Source organism: Streptomyces sp. NPDC059003 (assembly GCF_042740445.1).
Taxonomy (GTDB): domain Bacteria; phylum Actinomycetota; class Actinomycetes; order Streptomycetales; family Streptomycetaceae; genus Streptomyces.
In genome coordinates this window covers 1-19,294 of the sequence record NZ_JBHYJH010000045.1, presented here as the reverse complement: position 1 = coordinate 19,294, position 19,294 = coordinate 1, and the positions used below count along the sequence as shown (strand labels likewise).

Here is a 19,294-nt window from a genome sequence, read left to right as displayed (position 1 = left end):
GGTGGGGGAGCGGCGGCGGGTGGATCTCGTACTGCCCTCCCAGGAGCCGATCGGGCTGTTGCTGCCCGACGTCATGCGGCTGTTGGACGATCAGGTGGGGGACCGGCCCGCGCTGCGGCATCTGGTGGCTGTGGACGGGGCCGTGCTCGCGCAGGACAGCACCCTGGAGAGCGCCGGTGTGGTCGACGGTGCCGTGCTGCGGCTCGTCCGTGTGGAGGACGCTCCTTCCGCGCCCGTCGTGCACGACGTGACCGATGAGGCCGCCGAGGATCTCGACGTGCGGGCCTGGCGGTGGGGGAGCCGGGCCCGGCAGGTGGTGTGCGGAGGGCTCGTCGTCGGATGGGCCCTGGTCGCCGGGGTGTTGGCCCGCGGGGAGTTCGACGGGGCCCGCGTCGGCGGCGGGCTGCTCGGCGTCGCCGGGGCCGCGGCCCTCGCCGGTGCGGTGTGCGGGCGCGTGCGGCGGACCAGCCTCGCCGTCACCTTGATCCTCGCGGCCGGCGCGCTGGGGGTGCTCGGGGCCTGGACGCTCGGGGACGCCGAGGCGTGGGCGGCCGGTGGGCGGCTGGCCGGTGTCGGCGGTGCCGTCGTCCTGGGGCTCGCGCTGCTCGGGTGGTGCACTCCCGTCGGGCGTGGGGCATGGGTGGGGGCGGGGGCGCTCGCGGGGTGCGGTGTCGCCTGGGAGGTCGTCCTCGCGTTCCAGTCCGAGGCCGCCCGCGTCGGTGCCGTACTCGCGGTTCTGTCCGTAGTCGTACTCGGCGTCCTGCCGCGGCTCGCGCTCATGGCATCGGGGCTCTCCGGGCTCGACGACCGGCGTTCGGGCGGGGTGTCCGTGAGCCGGTACGAGGTCGGCAGCGCGCTGGCCGCCACGCACCGGGGCCTCGTGCTCGCGACCCTGGTGCTCGCCGGGTCCGCCGCCGTCGCCGGTGTGCTCGCCCTGGGCGAGGTGTCGGTGTGGGCCGTGCCGCTCGCCGTGGCCGTCGCGCTGGTCCTTGCGCTGCGGGCGCGGGCGTTTCCGCTCGTCGCCGAGGTCGTCGGCCTGGTCGTGGCCGCCGCCGTCGTCGTCGTACGCCTGGTCTGGGCGTGGCTGGAGCACTCCGGCGCGGCGGGACCGCTCGCGCTGCTCGTCGTGCTCGCCGTCGCCCCGCTCCTGGTCCTCGCCGTGCGGCCCGCGGAGCACGTACGGGTGCGGCTGCGCCGCTTCGGGGACGTGGTCGAGTCGGTGGGCGTGATCGCGCTCGTGCCGCTGCTGCTCGGTGTGTTCGGTGTGTACGGGCGTCTGCTCGACACCTTCGCGTAGGAGGTGGGGACCGACATGGCACAGGGCGCGCAGGGCGCACAGGGCGCAGAGCGTGCACAGGGCGCGCCGGGGCGGGACTGGCAGCGGGACGTGCTGCGGGAGCTGGGGGCGGGCGGGCCGACCGGAGCCGCCCCGGCCGACGCGAACGCCCCGGCCGGCGCGAACGCCCCGGCTGGCACGAGCACTCCGGCTGACGCGACCACCCCGGCTGACGCGACCACCCCGGCCAAGCGCCCCCAACCCAAGCCCACCCCACCCCTCCCCACCCCCGAATCCACCCCCACCCTCGACCCCCGCCTCGCCCTCGCCCAGGGCCGCCCCCACCACGGCGACTCCGCGCTCCGCCGGACGGGGCGCACGATCCGCCGACTCACCTCGTCCGCCGCGCACGAGGTCACGGAGGAGTCCCGCACCGCCCGGGAGATCCAGCAGCCGGTCACCACGGGCCGCGTCGTCGCCGTGACCTCCATCCGCGGCGGCGTCGGCAAGACGACCGTCGCCGCGCTGCTCAGCCGCGCCTTCGGCCACTACCGGCACGACCCGGTGCTCGCCCTGGAGGCGGACGCGGCGCTCGGCACGCTCCCGGTGCGCCTCGGCGCGGAGTCGGTCCGCTGGGCGTGCGCGGACCTGGCGCGGATCCTGCACCCCGCCATGCAGCTGACCGACATCACGGGCTACCTGGTGCCCGTCAGCGACGGCGGCTGGCTGCTTCCCGCGAGCCAGGGGCGGGTCGGCGCGCCCCTGGACGTGGCGACGTACCGCACCGTCACGCTCGCCCTGCGCCGCTACTTCGCCGCGACCGTCGTCGACTGCGAGACGCTCCCGGGCGAGGTCGCCCGCACCGCCATGGACACCGCGCACGCGCGCGTGGTCGTCGCCCCGATGACGCCCGAGGGCGTGGGCGGCACGCGGCTCGTCCTCGACTGGCTCGGGCAGCTCCCGCACTCCGCGCTCGCCACCACCGTCGTCGCCCTCACCGCGGGCTCACCCGACATGACCCTCAACGCGAAGGCCGCCACCGCGCACCTGCGGGAGACCGGAGTCACCGTCGTGCCCGTCCCGTACGACCGCCACCTCGCCGGCGGCGGGGCCATCGACCCCGCCCGGCTCGCCGACGGCACCCGACGGGCCGTCACCCGGCTCGCCGCCGAGGCGATGCAGCGTGCCGTGCGGGTGCGGTGAGGGAGACGGAGAGGAAGACATGACCCACCGCCTCGTCCACCGCCCGGCCCGCTCCACCCGCCCCCCTGCCGCCCCCGACCGGCACGTCATCGAGCCGCCCCCGAACCTGCCCGAGGGCAAGCTGGGCAACGCCGCGACCGCGCTGCTCCCCATGGCGGGCGTCATGGGCTCGGTCGTGATGATGACCGTGATCCGGTCCAGCCAGTTCGCGGCGCTCGGCGCGGTCGTGCTCGTGTTCGCGCTGCTCGGCGCCGTCGCGCTGTTCCTGTCGCAGCGCGGCAAGGCGCAGCGCACGCGGCGTACGCAGCGCGAGCGGTATCTGGAGTACGTGGAGGAGCAGCGCGCCGAACTCGCCGCGGAGGAGAGGGAGGCGAGGGACCGCGCCCGGCTCCTCAACCCGCCGCCCGAGGCCCTCTACGACCTCGTGCGGGACCCGGCGCGCCGGTGGGAGCGCCGCCGCGCCGACGCCGACTTCCTCGACGTGCGCGTCGGCACCGGTGACGTGCCGGCGCAGGAGGTCGTGATCGGGCAGCACAGCGGGAGCGGGGTGCTCACGCCGCCCGATCCGTTCATGCTCAACGAGGCGCGCGCCCTGCAGGCGCGGTTCGCCGTGGCCCAGGACTTCCCGCTGACCGTGCCGCTCGACCGGGCGGGCAACGTGAGCGTCGTCGGTGACCGCGACGGCGTCCTGAACGTGGCCCGCGCGCTGCTCGTGCAGACCGCGGTCACGCACGCGCCCGACGACGTGGCGATCGCACTCGGCGCGCCCGGCGAGCGGCTCGCCGACTGGGAGTGGGGCAAGTGGCTGCCCCACGTCCTCGACCGGAGCGCCGGTCAGGACGCGTACGAGGAGCCCGTAGCCCTCCGCCGGATCGCGCCCGACCTGATCCAGCTCGCCCGGCTGTGCTCGGCCGACCTGCGCCGCCGCGCCTCGTACGCGGCCGAGGTGCGCCGCGGCCTGTCCGACAAGCGGGCGCTGCTCATGGCGGACCGGATGCTCGTGGTCAGCGACGTGTACGGGGAGACGGCGTGCGAACTGCCGCGCCCCGACGCGGCCGTCGGGCTCGCCGACATGGGCGTCACCGTCCTGCACCTGCTCGCGGAGCAGATCCACGAGCCGGACGAGGTGAGCGTCCGCATCACCGTCGACGGCGACCGGATCACCGTCGAGGACCTGCGCCCCGACCGGGCCCGGGCGCCGCACGGGCGCGTGGACGCCGTCAGCCCGCCCGGCGCCGAGGGCCTCGCCCGGCTGCTCGCGCCGCTCAGGCTGTCCGCCGAGTCCGCCGCCGAGGGCACCCCGGTGTCGGGGCCCGTCGACTTCCCCGCACTGCTCGGCGTCGACGACCCGGCCGCCCTCGACCTGGCCCGCCTGTGGGCGCCGCGTTCCGAACGCGACTTTCTGCGCGTACCCATCGGCGTCGACGACCGGCACGAGCCCGTCCTCCTCGACCTGAAGGAGTCCGCCGAGCTCGGCATGGGGCCGCACGGCCTGTGCGTGGGCGCGACCGGCTCCGGCAAGAGCGAGCTCCTGCGCACCCTGGTCCTCGCGCTCACCGCCACGCACGCGCCCGACGACCTGGCGATGGTCCTCGTCGACTACAAGGGCGGCGCCACCTTCGCGCCGTTCACCGGCCTCCCGCACGTCGCGGGCGTCATCACGAACCTGGAGAACCAGGCCGACCTCGTCGAGCGCGTCCACACCAGCCTCGCCGGTGAGATCACCCGCCGCCAGCAGGTCCTGAAGGACGCGGGGGACGTCGCCGACATCGGGCACTACGCGGCGCTCCGCGCCAAGGAGCCGGGGCGGGGCCTCGAACCCCTGCCGCACCTCTTCGTCGTCATCGACGAGTTCGGCGAACTCATCACCGCCAAGCCGGACTTCATCGACCTGTTCCTGTCCATCGGGCGGATCGGGCGGTCCATCGGCGTGCATCTGCTGCTCTCGAGCCAGCGCATCGAGAGCGGCAAGCTGAAGGGCCTGGAGACGTATCTGTCGTACCGGCTCGGCCTGCGGACCTTCTCCGCCGACGAGTCGCGCACGGTCCTCGACACCGTCGACGCCTTCCAGCTGCCGCCGCTGCCCGGCTTCGGCTATCTGAAGGTGGACACGTCCACGTACACGCGCTTCAAGGCCGGGTACGTGTCCGGGGCCCGCCGCGGCCCCGCCCTGCCGGACGACGCCGCCGACGACCGGCCGTCGGCCTGGGCGTACCCCGCCTACAACACGGCCCCGCAGGACGACACCGCCCCCGCCGAGGAGACCGCCGCACGCGAGCGCGAGACCGGGCCCACCGTCATGTCCACGATGGTCGGCCAACTCGCCACCGCCGCCCCGCCCGTGCGCCGCATCTGGCTGCCGCCGCTGCCCGCCGCCGTCGCCCTCGACACGGCGGCCGGACCGCTCGGCGTCTCCGCGCGCGGACTGCACCTGACCGGCGCCCACGGCCACCTGTGCGTCCCGCTCGGCGTCCTCGACGACCCGGCCAGGCAGTGGCAGGGCGACTGGATCCTCGACCTGAACGTCGCGGGCGGGCACGTCGCCGTCATCGGCGGGCCGCAGTCCGGCAAGACCACGCTCCTGCGCACCCTCACCCTGTCGCTCGCGCTCACCCACACCCCGTACGACGTCGCCGTGTACGGCCTCGACCTGGTCGGCGGCGGCCTCACGGCGCTCGCGGGCCTGCCGCACGTCGGCGGCATCGCGTCCCGCGCCGACCACGAGCGGCTCGCCCGCACCGTCGCCGAGGCCACGGCCCAGCTCGCCCTGCGCGAGGAGCTGTTCCGCGCGCACGGCATCGACTCCCTCGACCAGCTGCGCCGCCTGCGCGCCAAGGGCGGGCTCGCCGAGCTCGGTGCCACCGACATCGTGCTGCTCGTCGACGGGTTCGGTGCGCTGCGCGAGGAGTTCGCCGACCTCGACGACGCGATCGCGGAGCTGCTCAAGCGCGGCGGCGGCTACGGCATCCACGTCGTCGCGGGCATGCTGCGCTGGAACGACGTCCGCATCGCCACCCAGTCCCTGTTCGGCACGCGGATCGAGCTGCGCCTGAACGACCCCACCGACTCCACGATCGACCGCAAGCTCGCCGGGACGTTCGGCTCCGGCACCGCCGCCACCCCCGGCCGGGCCCTCACCGACGGCAAGCTCTTCGCGCAGACCGCGCTGCCCCGCACCGACGGCGGCACCGGCACCGGCGACCTCGGCACCGCCCTGGAGGAAGCGGCCCGTACCGTCGCCGCCACCTGGCACGGCGAAGTCGCCGCCCCCGTACGCGTCCTGCCGCTCGCCCTGCCCGCCGCGAAGCTCCCCTCGCCGGCCGCCGAGCCGGACCGCCTGCCGGTCGGCGTCGACCAGGACACCCTCGGTCCGGTTCTCCTCGACCTCTTCGACCGCGACCAGCACCTGCTGGTCCTGGGCGACAACGAGTGCGGCAAGACGAACCTCCTGAAGCTGATCGCCGGGCAGCTCCTCGCCCGGCACGGCGACAAGGACCTCGTCTTCGGCGTCTTCGACCCGCGGCGCGGCCTGCGCGGCCACATCCCCGAGCCCTACCGCGGCGGCTACGCCCACAACGCCAGGCTCGCCGCGGCCCTCGCCACCGGCATCGCCGCCGAACTCGACAAGCGCCTCCCGGAAACGGCCGACCCCGACGCACCCGGTCCCGACGTCCCCTTCACCGGCCCCCGCATCGTCATCCTCGTCGACGACTACGACATCCTCACCACCGCGGGCCAGCAGCCCCTGGCCCCCTTCCTGCCCTACATCTCCTCCGCCCAGGACATCGGCCTGCACTTCGTCGTCGCCCGCCGCGTCGCCGGGGCGTCCCGCGCCCTCTACGAGCCCTTCCTGACGGCCCTGCGCGAGACCGGCGCCACGGCCCTGGTGATGACCGGCGACCGCAGCGAGGGCCAGCTCTTCCCGGGCCTCCACCCCTCCCCGCAACCCCCGGGCCGCGGCACCCTGCTCCGCCGCGGCACCCGGCCCCACCTCATCCAGACGGCACTCACCCATGAGGCCCGCGACAAGGAATCGCCGTGACCAAGGACGTCATCGCCCTCACGCCCACGATGCCCGACCCGATGGCCCTGCTCGCCGGTCTCCACGCGGGCGGGCCCGACCTGGGCGTGACGACCACCGCCGACGACGCCGTCATCCAGCTGTGCACCCCCGCGGGCCGCCCGCTCGTCTCGGTCGAGGCACCCGTGATCGTCCACACCCCGGGCGAGGCCGAGCGCCTCCTCGGCCCCCGCGTCCCGTCACCCGAGGTGCCGTTCTGGTGGACCGAGGCGCGCGCCTCGACCGCCGTGCCGGAGGCCGAGGACCTCGCCGGGTCGTTCTGCGGCCGCCTCACGCTGCTGCTCGGCGGCACGACCTGGCCCCCGGACGCGGCCACGGTCCAGGTCGTCCGGACGCCCGACGAGCCGGACGGCCAGGACGTCTCCCCGCGCCCGGCTCCCGACGGCGCCCTGCCCGCCGTCGACGTCCTCACCGCATCCACCGCCGTCGTCCTCGCCGACCGGCCCGTGATCGCCCTGACCGCGTGGCTCTCCGAGGTGCTGCGTGCCACGGTGTCCTCCGGCCGCGCCCTGCACATCGTCACGCCGCCCCACGCACGCCTGAGCCTGCCCCTGCGCACGGCCCTGACCGGGCCGCCGAACCGCTGGGTGGTCCAGGACCCCGACTGCGGCTACTACGACGGCCTGTCCGGTGCCGTACTCCGCTGGCAGGACGGCACCTTCGCACCGGCCCTCGACCAGCACGGCGAAGCCACGGTCGCGGCGGCCTTCACCCCGTCCGGAGCGGCCACCGAGCGCCAGCTCACCGTCTCCTTCCGCACCCACCACGCCCCGGACGCCGACCTGGTCGTCGGCCGCGCCCTGGAGACCGCGTGGCAGCACCTCACCGGGGCCGCACCGGCCGGCTGGGGCACCGCCGAACCCATCAACCTCCCCTGGTCACCGCGCCAGTTGACGGCCCTGGCCCGCGACCGCGCCCCCGAGCCGAGCCATCTGCTCGCCGTCGGCCACCCCGAGCGGCCCGCGCTCGCCACCCTGCGCGTGTCCCGCACCGAGTCCGGCGTCGCGGAGGACGTCACCCTCTCCCTGGGCCACAGCGCCGACGAACCCCCACCGCTGCACGCCGTCGAGCCGCTCGCCGAGGCACTCGTGGCCGAGCACGGCCTGAGCACGATGCTCGTCACGCTGCGTCGCGCCCGCCGCGACCTCACGGCCCCCGCCCGCTTCGAGCTCCCGCCGGTTCCCGTCTCGTTCACCCTGGGCGCCGCGGACATCGGCACCCTCGGCCTCGACCACGCCCGCCGTCCGCCGCTGCCGCACCGCCCCGTCCCGCTCGGCCCCAGCGGCGCCCCCGCCCTGCACTACCCCTTCGGCGACGGAAGCGACGCGTCCGCGTGGAACGACCTCCAGGCGCTCACGCGGCACCTCAAGGCCGGACGGCCCGGCAACCCCGGCAACCGCGGCGGCTGACCTGAGGCGATTAACCGGAGGCGACGGACCGCCCCGGCTTCGTACGATCACTTCCATGCGCACGTTTGACGAGCTCGTTGCCGAAGCCGAGGCCGCTCCCACCGCGGGGTGGGACTTCTCCTGGTTCGAGGGGCGGGCCACCGAGGCCCGGCCGTCGTGGGGGTACGCGCGGGCCATGGGGGAGCGGCTCGGGCGGGCCGCGGCCGCGCTCGACGTGCAGACCGGGGGCGGTGAGGTGCTCGCGTCCGCGCCCGCGCTGCCGCCGGTCGCCGTGGCCACGGAAGGGTGGCCGCCGAACGTGGCCAAGGCGACGGCGCTGCTGCACCCGCGCGGCGCGGTCGTCGTGGCCTCGCCCGAGGACGCGCCGCTGCCGTTCGCGGACGGCGCGTTCGACCTCGTCACCAGCCGGCATCCCGTCACGCCGCACTTCGACGAGATCGCCCGGGTGCTGCGGCCCGGCGGGACGTACTTCGCGCAGCACGTGGGCCCGAGCAGCGTGTTCGAGCTCGTCGAGTACTTCCTGGGGGCGCAGCCCGAGGAGGTCAGGAGCGCCCGGGATCCGGAGGGGGAGCGGGCGCGGGCCGAGGCCGCCGGGCTCGACGTCGTGTCGCTGCGCGCCGAGCGGCTGCGAATGGAGTTCCACGACATCGGGGCCGTCGTCCACTTCCTGCGGAAGGTGGTGTGGATGGTCCCGGGGTTCACGGTCGACGCGTACCGGCCGCGCCTGCGCGAGCTGCACCAGCTGATCCAGGACGAGGGGCCGTTCGTGGCCCACAGCACCCGGCACCTCTTCGACGCCCGCAAGCGCTGACCACGGGGGCGGGCGGGTACTGTCGATCAAGTCGGTACGCAGACGAGGAGTTGGACATGGCGAAGGGCAAGGGGCCGTATGCCTGCGGTCTGGACGCGGCCGTGGATGTCGTCGGCGGCAAGTGGAAGCCCCTGATCCTGTGGGCGCTGTACGCGGGCGGCACCCTGCGGTTCGGGGAGCTGCGGCGGCACGTACCGGGTGTCAGCGAGAAGATGCTGATCCAGCAGCTGCGCGAGATGGAGACGGACGGCATCGTGCACCGCGAGGTCTACCGCGAGGTGCCGCCCAAGGTGGAGTACTCGCTCACCGAGCTCGGCCAGTCCCTGAACAAGGCCCTGGTGCCGCTCGGCATCTGGGGCGACGAGCACATGGAGCACCTGGTCGCGGTGCAGGCCGCCAAGGCCGACGCGGCCACTCCGCGCAGCGCCTGAGGCACAGCGGTGTACCGGGGCGGCGGGTGAAGCTCCGCGCGGGGCAGGGTAATTCGGGCAATTCGGGGGAGGCGCGGCCTTCGATTCCGCATCGTTATCGATTGTTCGGGAAACAGGCTCGATTCGGCCATCCGTCTGGCGTAAGTTCAGACCAACGCTAATTCGCGTCAGCAAAGCTGCGCGGTGGTGCCGCGCAGCGGAGGGGGCTGCGCGGCCTCGTGCGCCCCTGTCGCGCGCAAGCCCCCTCACCCCTTCCGCACCCAAGTGCGCCACCCCGCACCCCCGCGCGCCGACCGCGCTGCCCCACGCGCCGCCCGGTGAGGTGCGGGTACCGCCCCACGCGCCGCCCGGCGCGATGCGCACACCAGTCGGCGCACCCCCGCATGACCGCCGAGTGCGCCCCCGAACCGTCGTCGTGCGCGTCCCCGTACAGCTCGCCGAGCGCGTCCCCGCGCGACCGTCAGACGCCCCCTCGTGCGGCGGTCAGGCGCACCCCCGTACGACCGTCAGGCGCACCCCCGCCCGCACTCCCCACGCCGCCATCGCGCCCGCCTCCGCCTCCAGGACCTGACGCGCCCCGAGCCGGGGAAGCCCGACCCGGCCCGGCCGCATCGTGCGGACCGAGAGGACCCGCAGCTCCCGGTCCAGGTACGCCACGTCCACGGCGAACCGCATGCCCAGCGTGTGCACGCCCCGCGTCCGGGTCAGCAACAGCGCGCCCGCCACGCCGTCCCGGCCGAGCAGTCCGCGCCGGCGCGCGCCGGACGAGTCCGCGATCTCCAAGGGGATCTCCAGGGGGATCTCCGGGGGAATCCTCGGGGGAATCTCCGGGGGGATCCCCGGAGGGCCCGGCACCACCAGCGTCGCCATGCGCGCGACGCTAGCGCCCGCCGCCGTCAAGCGCGCGCCCTTCCTCCGGGTCACCCTTCAGGGGTACCGACCGAAGCGGTGAGAACCCGCCCCGAGGGCCGAAACCCAGTGGGGGAGCGGGCTCAGGCAGTCGTCGGGCGGTTTCGGAGCGTAGTTGTGGCACGCCGATGCACCGCGAAGCACTTACGAAGGGTTATGGTGGAAACCCCCCCTCGGGCCGGTCCGTCTCCCCCCCCACGGACCGGCCCGTTTTTTTGTGCCCGCCCCCGGGGCCGCCCCGGACCCCCTTCCGGACCCCCCTTCCAGACCCTCTCCGGACCCCTTCCGGACCCCTTTCCGGGCGCCCGCACGGGCGCTCCCGGGCGGGCCACCAGGGCGCCCGCCCGGGCCCGGGTCAGCTCCTGCCGGCCCAGATGTTCGTCCCCGGCGTCGACACCGCGAACGTGTCGATCTCGGCGAGCTCCGCGTCCGTGAGCTTCGGGCCCGCGAGCGCCGCCACGTTCTCCTCGAGCTGGCGCACGCTCGACGCCCCGATGAGGGCCGACGTCATCCGCTCGTCCCTGAGCACCCAGTTCAGCGCCAGTTGCGCCAGCGACTGCCCCCGGCGCGCGGCGATGTCGTTCAGGCCATTGAGGCGGCGTACGACCTCGTCGCTCAGGATGTCCGGGTCGAGCGACTTGCCCTGGGTCGCGCGCGAGCCCTCGGGGACGCCCTTCAGATACTTGTTGGTGAGCAGACCCTGCGCGAGCGGCACGAAGGAGATGCAGCCCATGCCCTCCGCGTCGAGGGTGTCGAGCAGGCCGTCGTCCTCGGTCCAGCGGTTGATCATCGAGTACGAGGGCTGGTGGATCAGGGGCCGCACCCCCATCTCGCGCAGGAGACGGGCCGCCTCCGCGGTCTGCTCGCTGGTGTACGACGAGACGCCGACGTACAGCGCCTTGCCCTGCTGGACCGCGGACGCGAGCGCGCCCATCGTCTCCTCGAGCGGCGTGTCCGGGTCGAAGCGGTGCGAGTAGAAGATGTCGACGTAGTCCAGGCCCATCCGCCGCAGCGAGGCGTCGAGCGAGGACAGCAGGTACTTGCGGGAGCCCCACTCGCCGTAGGGGCCGGGGTGCATGAGGTAGCCCGCCTTGGTCGAGACGATCAGCTCGTCCCGGTAGGGGGCGAAGTCCTGGGCGAAGAGCTTGCCGAAGTTCAGCTCGGCGCTGCCGGGCGGCGGGCCGTAGTTGTTCGCCAGGTCGAAGTGCGTGACGCCCAGGTCGAAGGCGCGGCGCAGGATCGCGCGCTGGGAGTCGAGGGTGCGGTCGTCGCCGAAGTTGTGCCAGAGGCCGAGGGAGACGGCGGGCAGCTTGAGACCGCTGCGGCCGCAGCGCCGGTACTCCATGGAGTCGTAGCGGTCGGGAACCGCGCGGTACGCGGAAGTGTCCTCGTTCATGGGAGCGAAGCTACTTCAGTGCACGCGTGGTCGGTACATAAGGACAGGCGCGTACAAAGGGCGTGCAAAGCCGCTCCGACGGGCCGAGGGGCCCTCGCGCAGCGGTACTCTTTCGGCTTCGGGGACTGCCGCTCGCACGGCTGGGCCGACACATGCGCTGTGTCTCTCGGGGGCCGACCCCCAAACCCCCCGGCCGGTCGGGTTCCCGGGGCAGCGGTCAACTTTCGTGAGAGGTGGAATTCCGTGAGCTTGCGCGACCTGGTGTACGGACTTTACGCACGCCGGGTGGAAGGCCGCCTCGACCACGACCAGGTGCCCAAGCACATCGGCGTCATCCTCGACGGCAACCGCCGCTGGGCGAAGGCCTCCGGCGGCACCACCGCCCAGGGCCACCAGGCGGGCGCGTACAAGATCGAGGAGTTCCTCGGCTGGTGCGCCGAGACCGACGTCGAGGTCGTCACGCTGTGGATGCTGTCCACGGACAACCTGGACCGTCCCGACGAGGAGCTCATCCCGCTCGTCGGCATCATCGAGGACACCGTCCGCAGCCTCGCCGCCGACGGCCGCTGGCGCGTGCACCACGTCGGCACCCTCGACCTGCTCCCCGGCTCCACCCAGCGCGTCCTGAAGGAGGCGGAGGAGGCGACGCACACGCACGAGGGGATACTCGTGAACGTCGCCGTCGGCTACGGCGGCCGCCAGGAGATCGCCGACGCGGTCCGCTCGCTCCTTTTCGACCACGCCGAGCGCGGCACGCCGATCGAGGACATCGCCGACAGCGTCGACGTCGAACAGATCTCCAAGCACCTCTACACCAGCGGCCAGCCCGACCCGGACCTGGTGATCCGGACGAGTGGTGAGCAGCGCCTGTCCGGGTTCATGCTCTGGCAGTCCGCTCACTCCGAGTACTACTTCTGCGAAGTCTTCTGGCCGGCCTTCCGGAAGGTGGACTTCCTGCGTGCGCTGCGCGACTACGCCGCGCGCCACCGCCGTTACGGCGGATGACCCGCAGGTCCCGCTGAGGTCGCGGTAACCAGGAGTTAACCAACGCGCCGTCATATGCCATGGCATGGCTGCGCTTGTTCGAGGGAATAAGCCTTCCAGGTCGGCGTCCGATTCACGGGCGCCGGATCTCAGCGGACGGCACGGGGCCGTCCGCCCGGGAGGCCCTTTGCGCAAGGACGACCGCGCGCCGAGCGCGGACGACACGGAGGGCCGGTCCTCGGCCCGCGCATGGGGGCCGCAGACCGGCCCAGTTCCCTCCGTCGCTCCCCGACCTCATCCGAGGGGGTACGTCCTTCCGTGGTGACCAGCACAAAGCGCAGGCAAGGCCGGCGCACCTACGTCCTTGACACCAGCGTCCTGCTCGCCGACCCGAACGCGCTCGCGCGCTTCGACGAGCACGAAGTGGTGCTGCCGATCGTCGTCGTGACGGAGCTGGAGGCCAAGAGGCACCATCCAGAGCTCGGTTACTTCGCCCGGCAGGCGCTCCGCCTGCTCGACGACTGCCGGATCAGGTACGGGCGCCTGGACGCCCCCATCCCGATCGGCGGCCTCGGCGGCACGCTGCGCGTCGAGCTCAACCACTCCGACCCCGGCGTCCTGCCCGCCGGTTACCGCCTGGGCGACAACGACTCCCGCATCCTCGCGGTGGCCCGCAACCTCCAGGCGGAGGGGTACGACGTCACGGTCGTGTCGAAGGACCTGCCGCTGCGGATCAAGGCGTCCTCCGTGGGCCTCCTCGCCGAGGAGTACCGGGCGGAGCTCGCCATCACGGACTCCTCCGGCTGGACCGGAATGTCCGAGCTGACCCTCTCGGGTGAGCAGGTCGACCTCCTCTTCGACGCGGAGACGCTGTACGTCCCCGAGGTCGCGGAGCTGCCCGTGCACACGGGCCTGCGGATCCAGTCCGAGCGGGGCAAGGCCCTCGGCCGCATCACGCCGGAGGGCAACGTCCGGCTGGTGCGCGGCGACCGGGAGGCCTTCGGCATCAAGGGCCGCAGCGCCGAGCAGCGCATCGCGCTCGATCTGCTCCTCGACCCGGACGTCGGCATCGTCTCGATGGGCGGGCGGGCCGGCACCGGCAAGTCCGCGCTCGCGCTGTGCGCGGGCCTGGAGGCGGTCCTGGAGCGCAGGCAGCACCAGAAGGTGATGGTCTTCCGGCCGCTGTACGCGGTGGGCGGGCAGGAGCTCGGCTATCTGCCCGGCACCGAGGCCGAGAAGATGGGCCCCTGGGCGCAGGCCGTCTTCGACACGCTCGGGTCGGTCGCGGGCAAGGAGGTCATCGAGGAGGTCTCGGCGCGCGGCATGCTGGAGGTGCTGCCGCTCACGCACATCCGGGGCCGCTCCCTGCACGACGCGTTCGTCATCGTGGACGAGGCCCAGTCCCTGGAGCGGAACGTCCTCCTGACGGTCCTGTCCCGCATCGGCGCGAACTCCCGCGTCGTCCTCACCCACGACGTCGCCCAGCGCGACAACCTCCGGGTCGGCCGTTACGACGGAGTGGTCGCCGTCATCGAGAAGCTGAAGGGCCATCCGCTCTTCGCCCACGTCACGCTCACGCGCTCGGAGCGGTCGCAGATCGCGGCGCTCGTGACCGAAATGCTGGAGGACGGCCAGATCTGACGGACCTGTCCAAGTTCACCACGGTTACGTGGTAGTTGGCGCCGCCCGGCGAAGCGAGAGAGCTTAGCCGGGCGGCGTCTTGGTGTGCGGGGGTTTCCGCAAAACTCCTGAGGCAAACGGGGTGTGAGCTTTCACACGTAACTCGGAATTGCCTCCCGGCATCCCGCTACGGCAGAGTCTGGGTCCTGTCAGGCCCCGCATACGGCACTCCTGTACCCCCAGCGGTACGGAACAACAGAACTTCATAGTGGCCGCCGTATGCCGCCCGAGCACCACGCGGCGCTCCCGCCACGGGAGTTGTCGACCGGGCCCGTGCCTCCCGTGACCGCTCAACAACGGAGGCCAGCGCCAGGGGCACGATTGCGCCCGCGAGGTCACCTATGCGGGCGATGCTGGAAGGAAACCGTGTGAGCCGGATTTCGGTCCGGGGATTCGCCGTGGCTTCTGCCACCGCGGTCACCACCGTCGGCGCAGTCGTAGGTGTCGCCTCGGGCAACACCCAGTCCTCGGACTCGAACGACATCGAGGCGACGGCAAGCGACGCGACTCTCCTCGCAGACATACCCGCGGGCCAGCAGGCCCAGGTGCAGACCACCTCCGTGGCGCAGCAGGCCGACGCCCAGGCGGCGGCCGCCGACACGGCCGCGAAGAAGTCCGCGGCGGAGGCGGCCCGCGTCCACGCCGCGAGGTCCGCCGTCGCCAAGCAGCAGGCGGCCGAGCAGGCGAAGAAGGACGCGGCCGCGGCCAAGAAGAAGGCCGCGCAGGAGAAGAAGGAGCGGGAGAAGCTCGAGAACAAGGCGAGCCGCTCCTCCACCCGCGACGCGGGCAGCTTCGCGCCGCGGAGCTCCTACACGGTGGCCCAGGTCCAGGCGATGGCCCGGCAGATGGTCCCCGCCGGTCAGTTCCAGTGCTTCAGCAACATCGTGAACCACGAGTCCACCTGGAACTACCGCGCCACCAACGCGTCCTCCGGCGCCTACGGCCTCGTCCAGGCGCTGCCCGGCTCCAAGATGTCCTCGGCGGGTGCCGACTGGCGCACCAACCCGGCCACCCAGATCAAGTGGGGCCTGAACTACATGAACGACCGCTACGGCAGCCCGTGCGGAGCATGGAGCTTCTGGCAGGCGAACAACTGGTACTGAGCGCACGCGCTCTCAACCATCCCACGGCCCCTCACCGTCCTCCGGTGAGGGGCTTCGCCCGTGTACGGTCGGTCCGAACGCTCCGGGGAACCAGGTGGGGTAAGACGGGGGAAGAGGACGGATCATGTCGCGAGTACCAGGGTGGCGCGGACGGGTGGGCGCCGGCCTGACCAGGATCGGGGAACGGCTTGCGGGCGGGGGCGCCTCGGACGGGGACGTCTCGGGTGGGAACGTCTCGGGCGGGGACGGGAACACGTCCGACGGGGCGGTGAGCGCCGCGGCGGTGAGTGACGCCGCGGCCGGTTCCGCGACCGGATCCGTGGCGGGCTCCGCGGCGGGCGATTCGTCCGCCGCGCCGTCACGAGCCGCGCGGCCGTCCGTCGCACCGCCCTCCGACGACGCGGCCCCCGACGACGCGATCCTCGACGGGCAGGACGCCGCCGCGCCGCCCGCGCACCCCGGCCCGAAGCTCTCCCTGAGGAAGCGTTACGCCGACATGGTGCGGCACGCCGCCGAGGCGCGCGGCGAGGCCGACGAGCTCACGGACGAGCCGGTCCCCGGTTCCGCCGCCGCCGACCAGGTGCCCGCGCCGCCCACCTACGCGCCCGCCATAGCGGCCCGGCCCGACCCCGTCGCCACCGTGCCCTGGGGCGTACGCGTCGCCGCCGAGGTCGGCTGGCGGCTGCTCGTCCTCGCGGGCACCGTCTGGGTCCTGATGAAGGTCATCAGCGCGGTGCAGCTCGTGGTGTTCGCGTTCGTCGCCGCGCTGCTCATCACCGCGCTGCTCCAGCCGACCGTCGCCCGGCTCACCCGGCTCGGGCTGCCGCGCGGCCTCGCGACGATGCTCACGGCCGTGCTCGGCTTCGTGGTCATGGGCCTGGTGGGCTGGTTCGTGGTCTGGCAGGTCATGGAGAACGTGGACTCGCTCTCCAACCAAGTGCAGGACGGCATCGAGGACTTGCGCAAGTGGCTGCTCAACAGCCCCTTCCACGTCACCGAGGACCAGATCAACGACATCGCGAAGTCGCTGCGCGAAGCGGTCGGCGCGAACTCGGAGGAGATCACCTCCGCGAGCCTCGAAGGCGTCACCGTCATCGTGGAGGCGATGACGGGCATCCTCCTCGCGATGTTCTCGACGCTGTTCCTGCTGTACGACGGGCCGCGCATCTGGCAGTGGTTCCTCAAGCTGATGCCCGCGGCCGCGCGGCCCGGCGTCGCCGGAGCCGGGCCCAAGGCCTGGCGGACGCTCACCGCGTACGTGCGCGGCACGGTGATAGTGGCCCTCATCGACGCGATCTTCATCGGCCTCGGGATCTACTTCCTGGGCGTGCCCATGGCCGTGCCGCTCGCCGTCTTCATCTTCCTGTTCGCGTTCATCCCGCTCGTGGGCGCCGTGGTCTCGGGCGCGCTCGCGGTGGTCGTCGCGCTGGTCACGCAGGGCGTGTTCACGGCGGTGATGGCGCTCGTGGTGGTGCTCGCGGTGCAGCAGATCGAGGGGCACATCCTGCAGCCGTTCATCCTGGGCCGGGCGGTGCGGGTGCACCCGCTGGCGGTGGTGCTCTCCGTCGCCGCGGGCGGCATGGTCGCGGGCATCGGCGGCGCGGTGGTGGCGGTGCCGCTGGTCGCGGTGACGAACACGGTGGTCGGCTATCTGCGGGCGTACTCACGAGAGGCCGCGCTGAAGCAGGCGCCGCAGCCTCGTGGGGCCACGGCGGTCGAGATCGCCCCGGTGGAGCCGCCGCGGGGAAACAGCCCCGTCTAGGGGGTACCCCCTGCTCCTCAAGAGCTTGGGGGAGTTTGAGGACGAGGCCGTAGGCCGATCGACGGTGCCGCACGGCAAGGGCCCCCGTTCCGAGGAACGGGGGCCCTTGCCGCGAGTGGGATCGCCGGAGCTAGCCGGCGAGTACGTCCTCGGAGTCCAGGGTGACGCCGACCGCCTGGATGACGGACGCGACCTTGAAGGCCTCCTGGATGGTCTCGCGGTCGACGTCCGCCTTGCGGAGGACCTGCTCGTGCGAGTCCAGGCACTGGCCGCAGCCGTTGATCGCGGAGACGGCGAGCGACCACAGCTCGAAGTCGACCTTCTCCACGCCCGGGTTGCCGATGACGTTCATCCGCAGACCGGCGCGCATCGTCCCGTACTCCTTGTCGGAGAGCAGGTGGCGCGTGCGGTAGAAGACGTTGTTCATCGCCATGATGGCGGCCGCGGACTTGGCGGCGGTGTACGCCTCGGGGGAGAGGTTCGCCTTCGCCTCGGGCTCCAGCTCGCGCAGCACCTTGGGGGAGCGGGACGCGATCGCGCAGGCGAGCACCGTGCCCCACAGCTGCTGCTGCGGCAGGGGGCTGTTGCCGATGACCGAGCCCAGGTTCAGGCGCAGGTCCTTGGCGTAGTCCGGTATGGCGGACTTCAGTTCGTCGAGAGCCATGTCTGGGTCAGAGCTCCGTCACTCGCCGGAGAGCAGCGCGACCGGGTCCAGGGTCTCGTCGCCCTTGCTCCAGTTGCACGGGCACAGCTCGTCCGTCTGGAGGGCGTCGAGGACCCGGAGGACCTCCTTCGGGTTACGGCCGACGGAGCCGGCGGTCACCATCGTGAACTGGATCTCGTTGTTCTGGTCCACGATGAAGACGGCGCGCTGCGCGAAGCCGTCCTCGCCCTCGATGCCGAGGTCACGCATGAGCTCGTGCTTCGAGTCGGCCAGCATCGGGAAGGGCAGGTCGGTCAGGTCCGGGTGGTCCTTGCGCCAGGCGTGGTGCACGAACTCGGAGTCGCCGGAGAAGCCGAGGATCTGGGCGTCACGGTCGGCGAACTCGTCGTTCAGCTTGCCGAAGGCCGCGATCTCGGTCGGGCACACGAAGGTGAAGTCCTTGGGCCACGCGAAGACGATCTTCCACTTGCCCTCGTAGGTCTTGTGGTTGATCTGCTCGAACTCCTTGCCCTTCTCCAGCGAGACACAGGCAGTCAGGTCGAACTCGGGGAACTTGTCACCTACGGTGAGCATTGCACTCCTTGCAGCAACGGAAGGCCAAAGCGGACTTACCGCGACGGGTTGGACGGGCTCCAGCCTGCCATGAGTGCCATTGATCAGTGAAATCGGAAAGGGCGCCGTCATTGATCGGTGTCGCTTATCGGTGACCGGTGGGGACGGGCTGTGCCGTCATCGGTCTTCGCGCGCCCCGGGTGGCGAACCTTTAGTGTGCGGGTTTGCGCGCATAAAGCAAACGGTGTCCTTGGTGCCGCCCTGTGGTGATGGTCGACCTGGTGTGTTCTGTCTCATATTCGAGGCGTCCGTGCGGCTTCCCGGGTGGTGAAGTCCTTTACGGGAAAGGCGAGTTGGGGGCAATGGGGGTATCTAAAGAGTAGGTAAAGGACCGTAGTAGTCTTCGCGAATGAACGTCCTGAAAAAGCGGCCGCGGCTGCTGATATTCCTCGCCCTGGCCGTGGTGGCCGCCGTGACGGTGGGTGTGGTCATGGTGATCCGGGCATCCGAGATGGAGACTCTCTCGCCGGGCGAGGAACGCGACCGGGCCGTGGGGGCGGGAGGCAAGCCGGAGGGGCAGGTGGACTGCCAGAAGGCGAAGTGCATCGCGCTCACCTTCGACGGCAATCCCGGAAAGCCCACCGACCGGCTGATGGACCTCCTGGACCAGTACGAGGCGCCCTCGACGTTCTTCCTGGAGGGCCGACGCATCCACAAGTACCCGGATGTGGTGCGGCGGATCTCCAAGGACGGCCATGAGATCGGGAACCACACCTGGACCCACCCGCGGCTGACCGATGCGTCCGACGACGAGATCCGCGACGAGCTCGGCCGCACGGAACGGGCCATCACCAAGATCACCGGCACCAGGTCGACGCTCATGAGGCCGCCGCAGGGCCGTACCGACGACCGCGTCTCGAAGGTCTCGAAGGAGCTGGGGATGGCGCAGGTCCTGTGGACGGTGACCGCGAAGGACTACGAGACGGACGACTCCGCGCTGATAGCCGAGCGTGTTCTCGACGGTGCGGGTCGT

At 72.5% G+C, this 19,294-nt stretch carries 15 protein-coding genes; 11 read left to right on the top strand and 4 right to left on the bottom strand.

Going from position 1 to position 19,294, the window contains the following annotated elements; all coding sequences use genetic code 11:
• The first annotated feature begins 19 nt into the window (after positions 1-19).
• Genes eccD through ACFWZ5_RS17970 form a run of 6 tightly spaced genes read left to right on the top strand, consistent with a single transcriptional unit; the run spans position 20 to position 9,211 of the window.
• The gene (eccD, locus tag ACFWZ5_RS17995; protein WP_384791731.1) at positions 20-1,297 is read left to right on the top strand and encodes a type VII secretion integral membrane protein EccD; all 1,278 of its coding nucleotides are present in this window, start codon (positions 20-22) and stop codon (positions 1,295-1,297) included.
• Positions 1,298-1,312: 15 nt separating this feature from the next.
• Positions 1,313-2,479: a type VII secretion protein gene (locus ACFWZ5_RS17990; protein ID WP_384791728.1), complete on the top strand. Its 1,167-nt coding sequence runs from the start codon at positions 1,313-1,315 to the stop codon at positions 2,477-2,479.
• A 19-nt stretch (positions 2,480-2,498) separates the two neighbouring features.
• Positions 2,499-6,521, top strand: coding sequence for a type VII secretion protein EccCa (gene eccCa, locus ACFWZ5_RS17985; protein WP_384791725.1), 4,023 nt, complete (start codon positions 2,499-2,501; stop codon positions 6,519-6,521).
• Complete coding sequence (locus ACFWZ5_RS17980) at positions 6,518-7,969, top strand: DUF6177 family protein (RefSeq protein ID WP_384791722.1); 1,452 nt, start codon at positions 6,518-6,520, stop codon at positions 7,967-7,969. Before eccCa ends, ACFWZ5_RS17980 begins: the two co-directional genes overlap by 4 nt.
• Before the next feature lie 55 nt (positions 7,970-8,024).
• The gene (locus tag ACFWZ5_RS17975; protein ID WP_384791719.1) at positions 8,025-8,780 is read left to right on the top strand and encodes a class I SAM-dependent methyltransferase; all 756 of its coding nucleotides are present in this window, start codon (positions 8,025-8,027) and stop codon (positions 8,778-8,780) included.
• A 56-nt stretch (positions 8,781-8,836) separates the two neighbouring features.
• Positions 8,837-9,211, top strand: a complete 375-nt coding sequence (locus ACFWZ5_RS17970) for a winged helix-turn-helix transcriptional regulator (protein WP_384791716.1) — start codon at positions 8,837-8,839, stop codon at positions 9,209-9,211.
• A gap of 483 nt (positions 9,212-9,694) precedes the next feature.
• On the opposite strand, the gene ACFWZ5_RS17965 is transcribed toward ACFWZ5_RS17970, so the two are convergent.
• A complete protein-coding gene (locus ACFWZ5_RS17965) occupies positions 9,695-10,081 on the bottom strand; it encodes a DUF192 domain-containing protein (protein ID WP_384791713.1) in 387 nt (128 codons plus the stop codon).
• Between the two features lie 394 nt (positions 10,082-10,475).
• A complete protein-coding gene (gene mgrA / locus ACFWZ5_RS17960) occupies positions 10,476-11,516 on the bottom strand; it encodes an L-glyceraldehyde 3-phosphate reductase (RefSeq protein ID WP_384791710.1) in 1,041 nt (346 codons plus the stop codon).
• A 243-nt stretch (positions 11,517-11,759) separates the two neighbouring features.
• Here mgrA and ACFWZ5_RS17955 point away from each other — a divergent pair, with 243 nt between their 5' ends.
• The 4 genes from ACFWZ5_RS17955 (at position 11,760) to ACFWZ5_RS17940 (ending at position 17,045) form a co-directional block, all read left to right on the top strand.
• Positions 11,760-12,521: an isoprenyl transferase gene (locus tag ACFWZ5_RS17955; RefSeq protein ID WP_384791707.1), complete on the top strand. Its 762-nt coding sequence runs from the start codon at positions 11,760-11,762 to the stop codon at positions 12,519-12,521.
• Between the two features lie 297 nt (positions 12,522-12,818).
• Positions 12,819-14,141: a PhoH family protein gene (locus ACFWZ5_RS17950; RefSeq protein ID WP_384791705.1), complete on the top strand. Its 1,323-nt coding sequence runs from the start codon at positions 12,819-12,821 to the stop codon at positions 14,139-14,141.
• A 389-nt stretch (positions 14,142-14,530) separates the two neighbouring features.
• Positions 14,531-15,283 carry a transglycosylase SLT domain-containing protein gene (locus ACFWZ5_RS17945; protein WP_384791702.1) on the top strand — a complete coding sequence of 251 codons (753 nt, stop codon included), beginning with the start codon at positions 14,531-14,533 and terminating at the stop codon, positions 15,281-15,283.
• A 124-nt stretch (positions 15,284-15,407) separates the two neighbouring features.
• A complete protein-coding gene (locus ACFWZ5_RS17940) occupies positions 15,408-17,045 on the top strand; it encodes an AI-2E family transporter (protein WP_384791699.1) in 1,638 nt (545 codons plus the stop codon).
• A 130-nt stretch (positions 17,046-17,175) separates the two neighbouring features.
• On the opposite strand, the gene ACFWZ5_RS17935 is transcribed toward ACFWZ5_RS17940, so the two are convergent.
• Both ACFWZ5_RS17935 and ACFWZ5_RS17930 read right to left on the bottom strand, forming a co-directional pair.
• Positions 17,176-17,709, bottom strand: coding sequence for an alkyl hydroperoxide reductase (locus tag ACFWZ5_RS17935; protein WP_384791696.1), 534 nt, complete (start codon positions 17,707-17,709; stop codon positions 17,176-17,178).
• An 18-nt stretch (positions 17,710-17,727) separates the two neighbouring features.
• Entirely contained in the window at positions 17,728-18,282 is a 555-nt protein-coding gene (locus ACFWZ5_RS17930; protein ID WP_055697876.1) for a peroxiredoxin, read from the bottom strand.
• 388 nt (positions 18,283-18,670) lie between these two features.
• Between ACFWZ5_RS17930 and ACFWZ5_RS17925 the strand changes: the two genes are divergently transcribed.
• Positions 18,671-19,294 (top strand): polysaccharide deacetylase family protein (locus ACFWZ5_RS17925; RefSeq protein WP_384890837.1); only part of this gene is annotated, 624 nt, incomplete at its 3' end.

What these genes read in the sequence shown, in the direction of transcription:
- ACFWZ5_RS17935 (WP_384791696.1), bottom strand. Translation starts at nt 17,709, where the DNA reads ATGGCTCTCGACGAACTGAAGTCCGCCATACCGGACTACGCCAAGGAC.
- ACFWZ5_RS17930 (WP_055697876.1), bottom strand. Translation starts at nt 18,282, where the DNA reads ATGCTCACCGTAGGTGACAAGTTCCCCGAGTTCGACCTGACTGCCTGT.
- mgrA (WP_384791710.1), bottom strand. Translation starts at nt 11,516, where the DNA reads ATGAACGAGGACACTTCCGCGTACCGCGCGGTTCCCGACCGCTACGAC.
- ACFWZ5_RS17970 (WP_384791716.1), top strand. Translation starts at nt 8,837, where the DNA reads ATGGCGAAGGGCAAGGGGCCGTATGCCTGCGGTCTGGACGCGGCCGTG.
- eccCa (WP_384791725.1), top strand. Translation starts at nt 2,499, where the DNA reads ATGACCCACCGCCTCGTCCACCGCCCGGCCCGCTCCACCCGCCCCCCT.
- ACFWZ5_RS17945 (WP_384791702.1), top strand. Translation starts at nt 14,531, where the DNA reads ATGCTGGAAGGAAACCGTGTGAGCCGGATTTCGGTCCGGGGATTCGCC.
- ACFWZ5_RS17990 (WP_384791728.1), top strand. Translation starts at nt 1,313, where the DNA reads ATGGCACAGGGCGCGCAGGGCGCACAGGGCGCAGAGCGTGCACAGGGC.
- ACFWZ5_RS17965 (WP_384791713.1), bottom strand. Translation starts at nt 10,081, where the DNA reads ATGGCGACGCTGGTGGTGCCGGGCCCTCCGGGGATCCCCCCGGAGATT.
- ACFWZ5_RS17940 (WP_384791699.1), top strand. Translation starts at nt 15,408, where the DNA reads ATGTCGCGAGTACCAGGGTGGCGCGGACGGGTGGGCGCCGGCCTGACC.
- ACFWZ5_RS17975 (WP_384791719.1), top strand. Translation starts at nt 8,025, where the DNA reads ATGCGCACGTTTGACGAGCTCGTTGCCGAAGCCGAGGCCGCTCCCACC.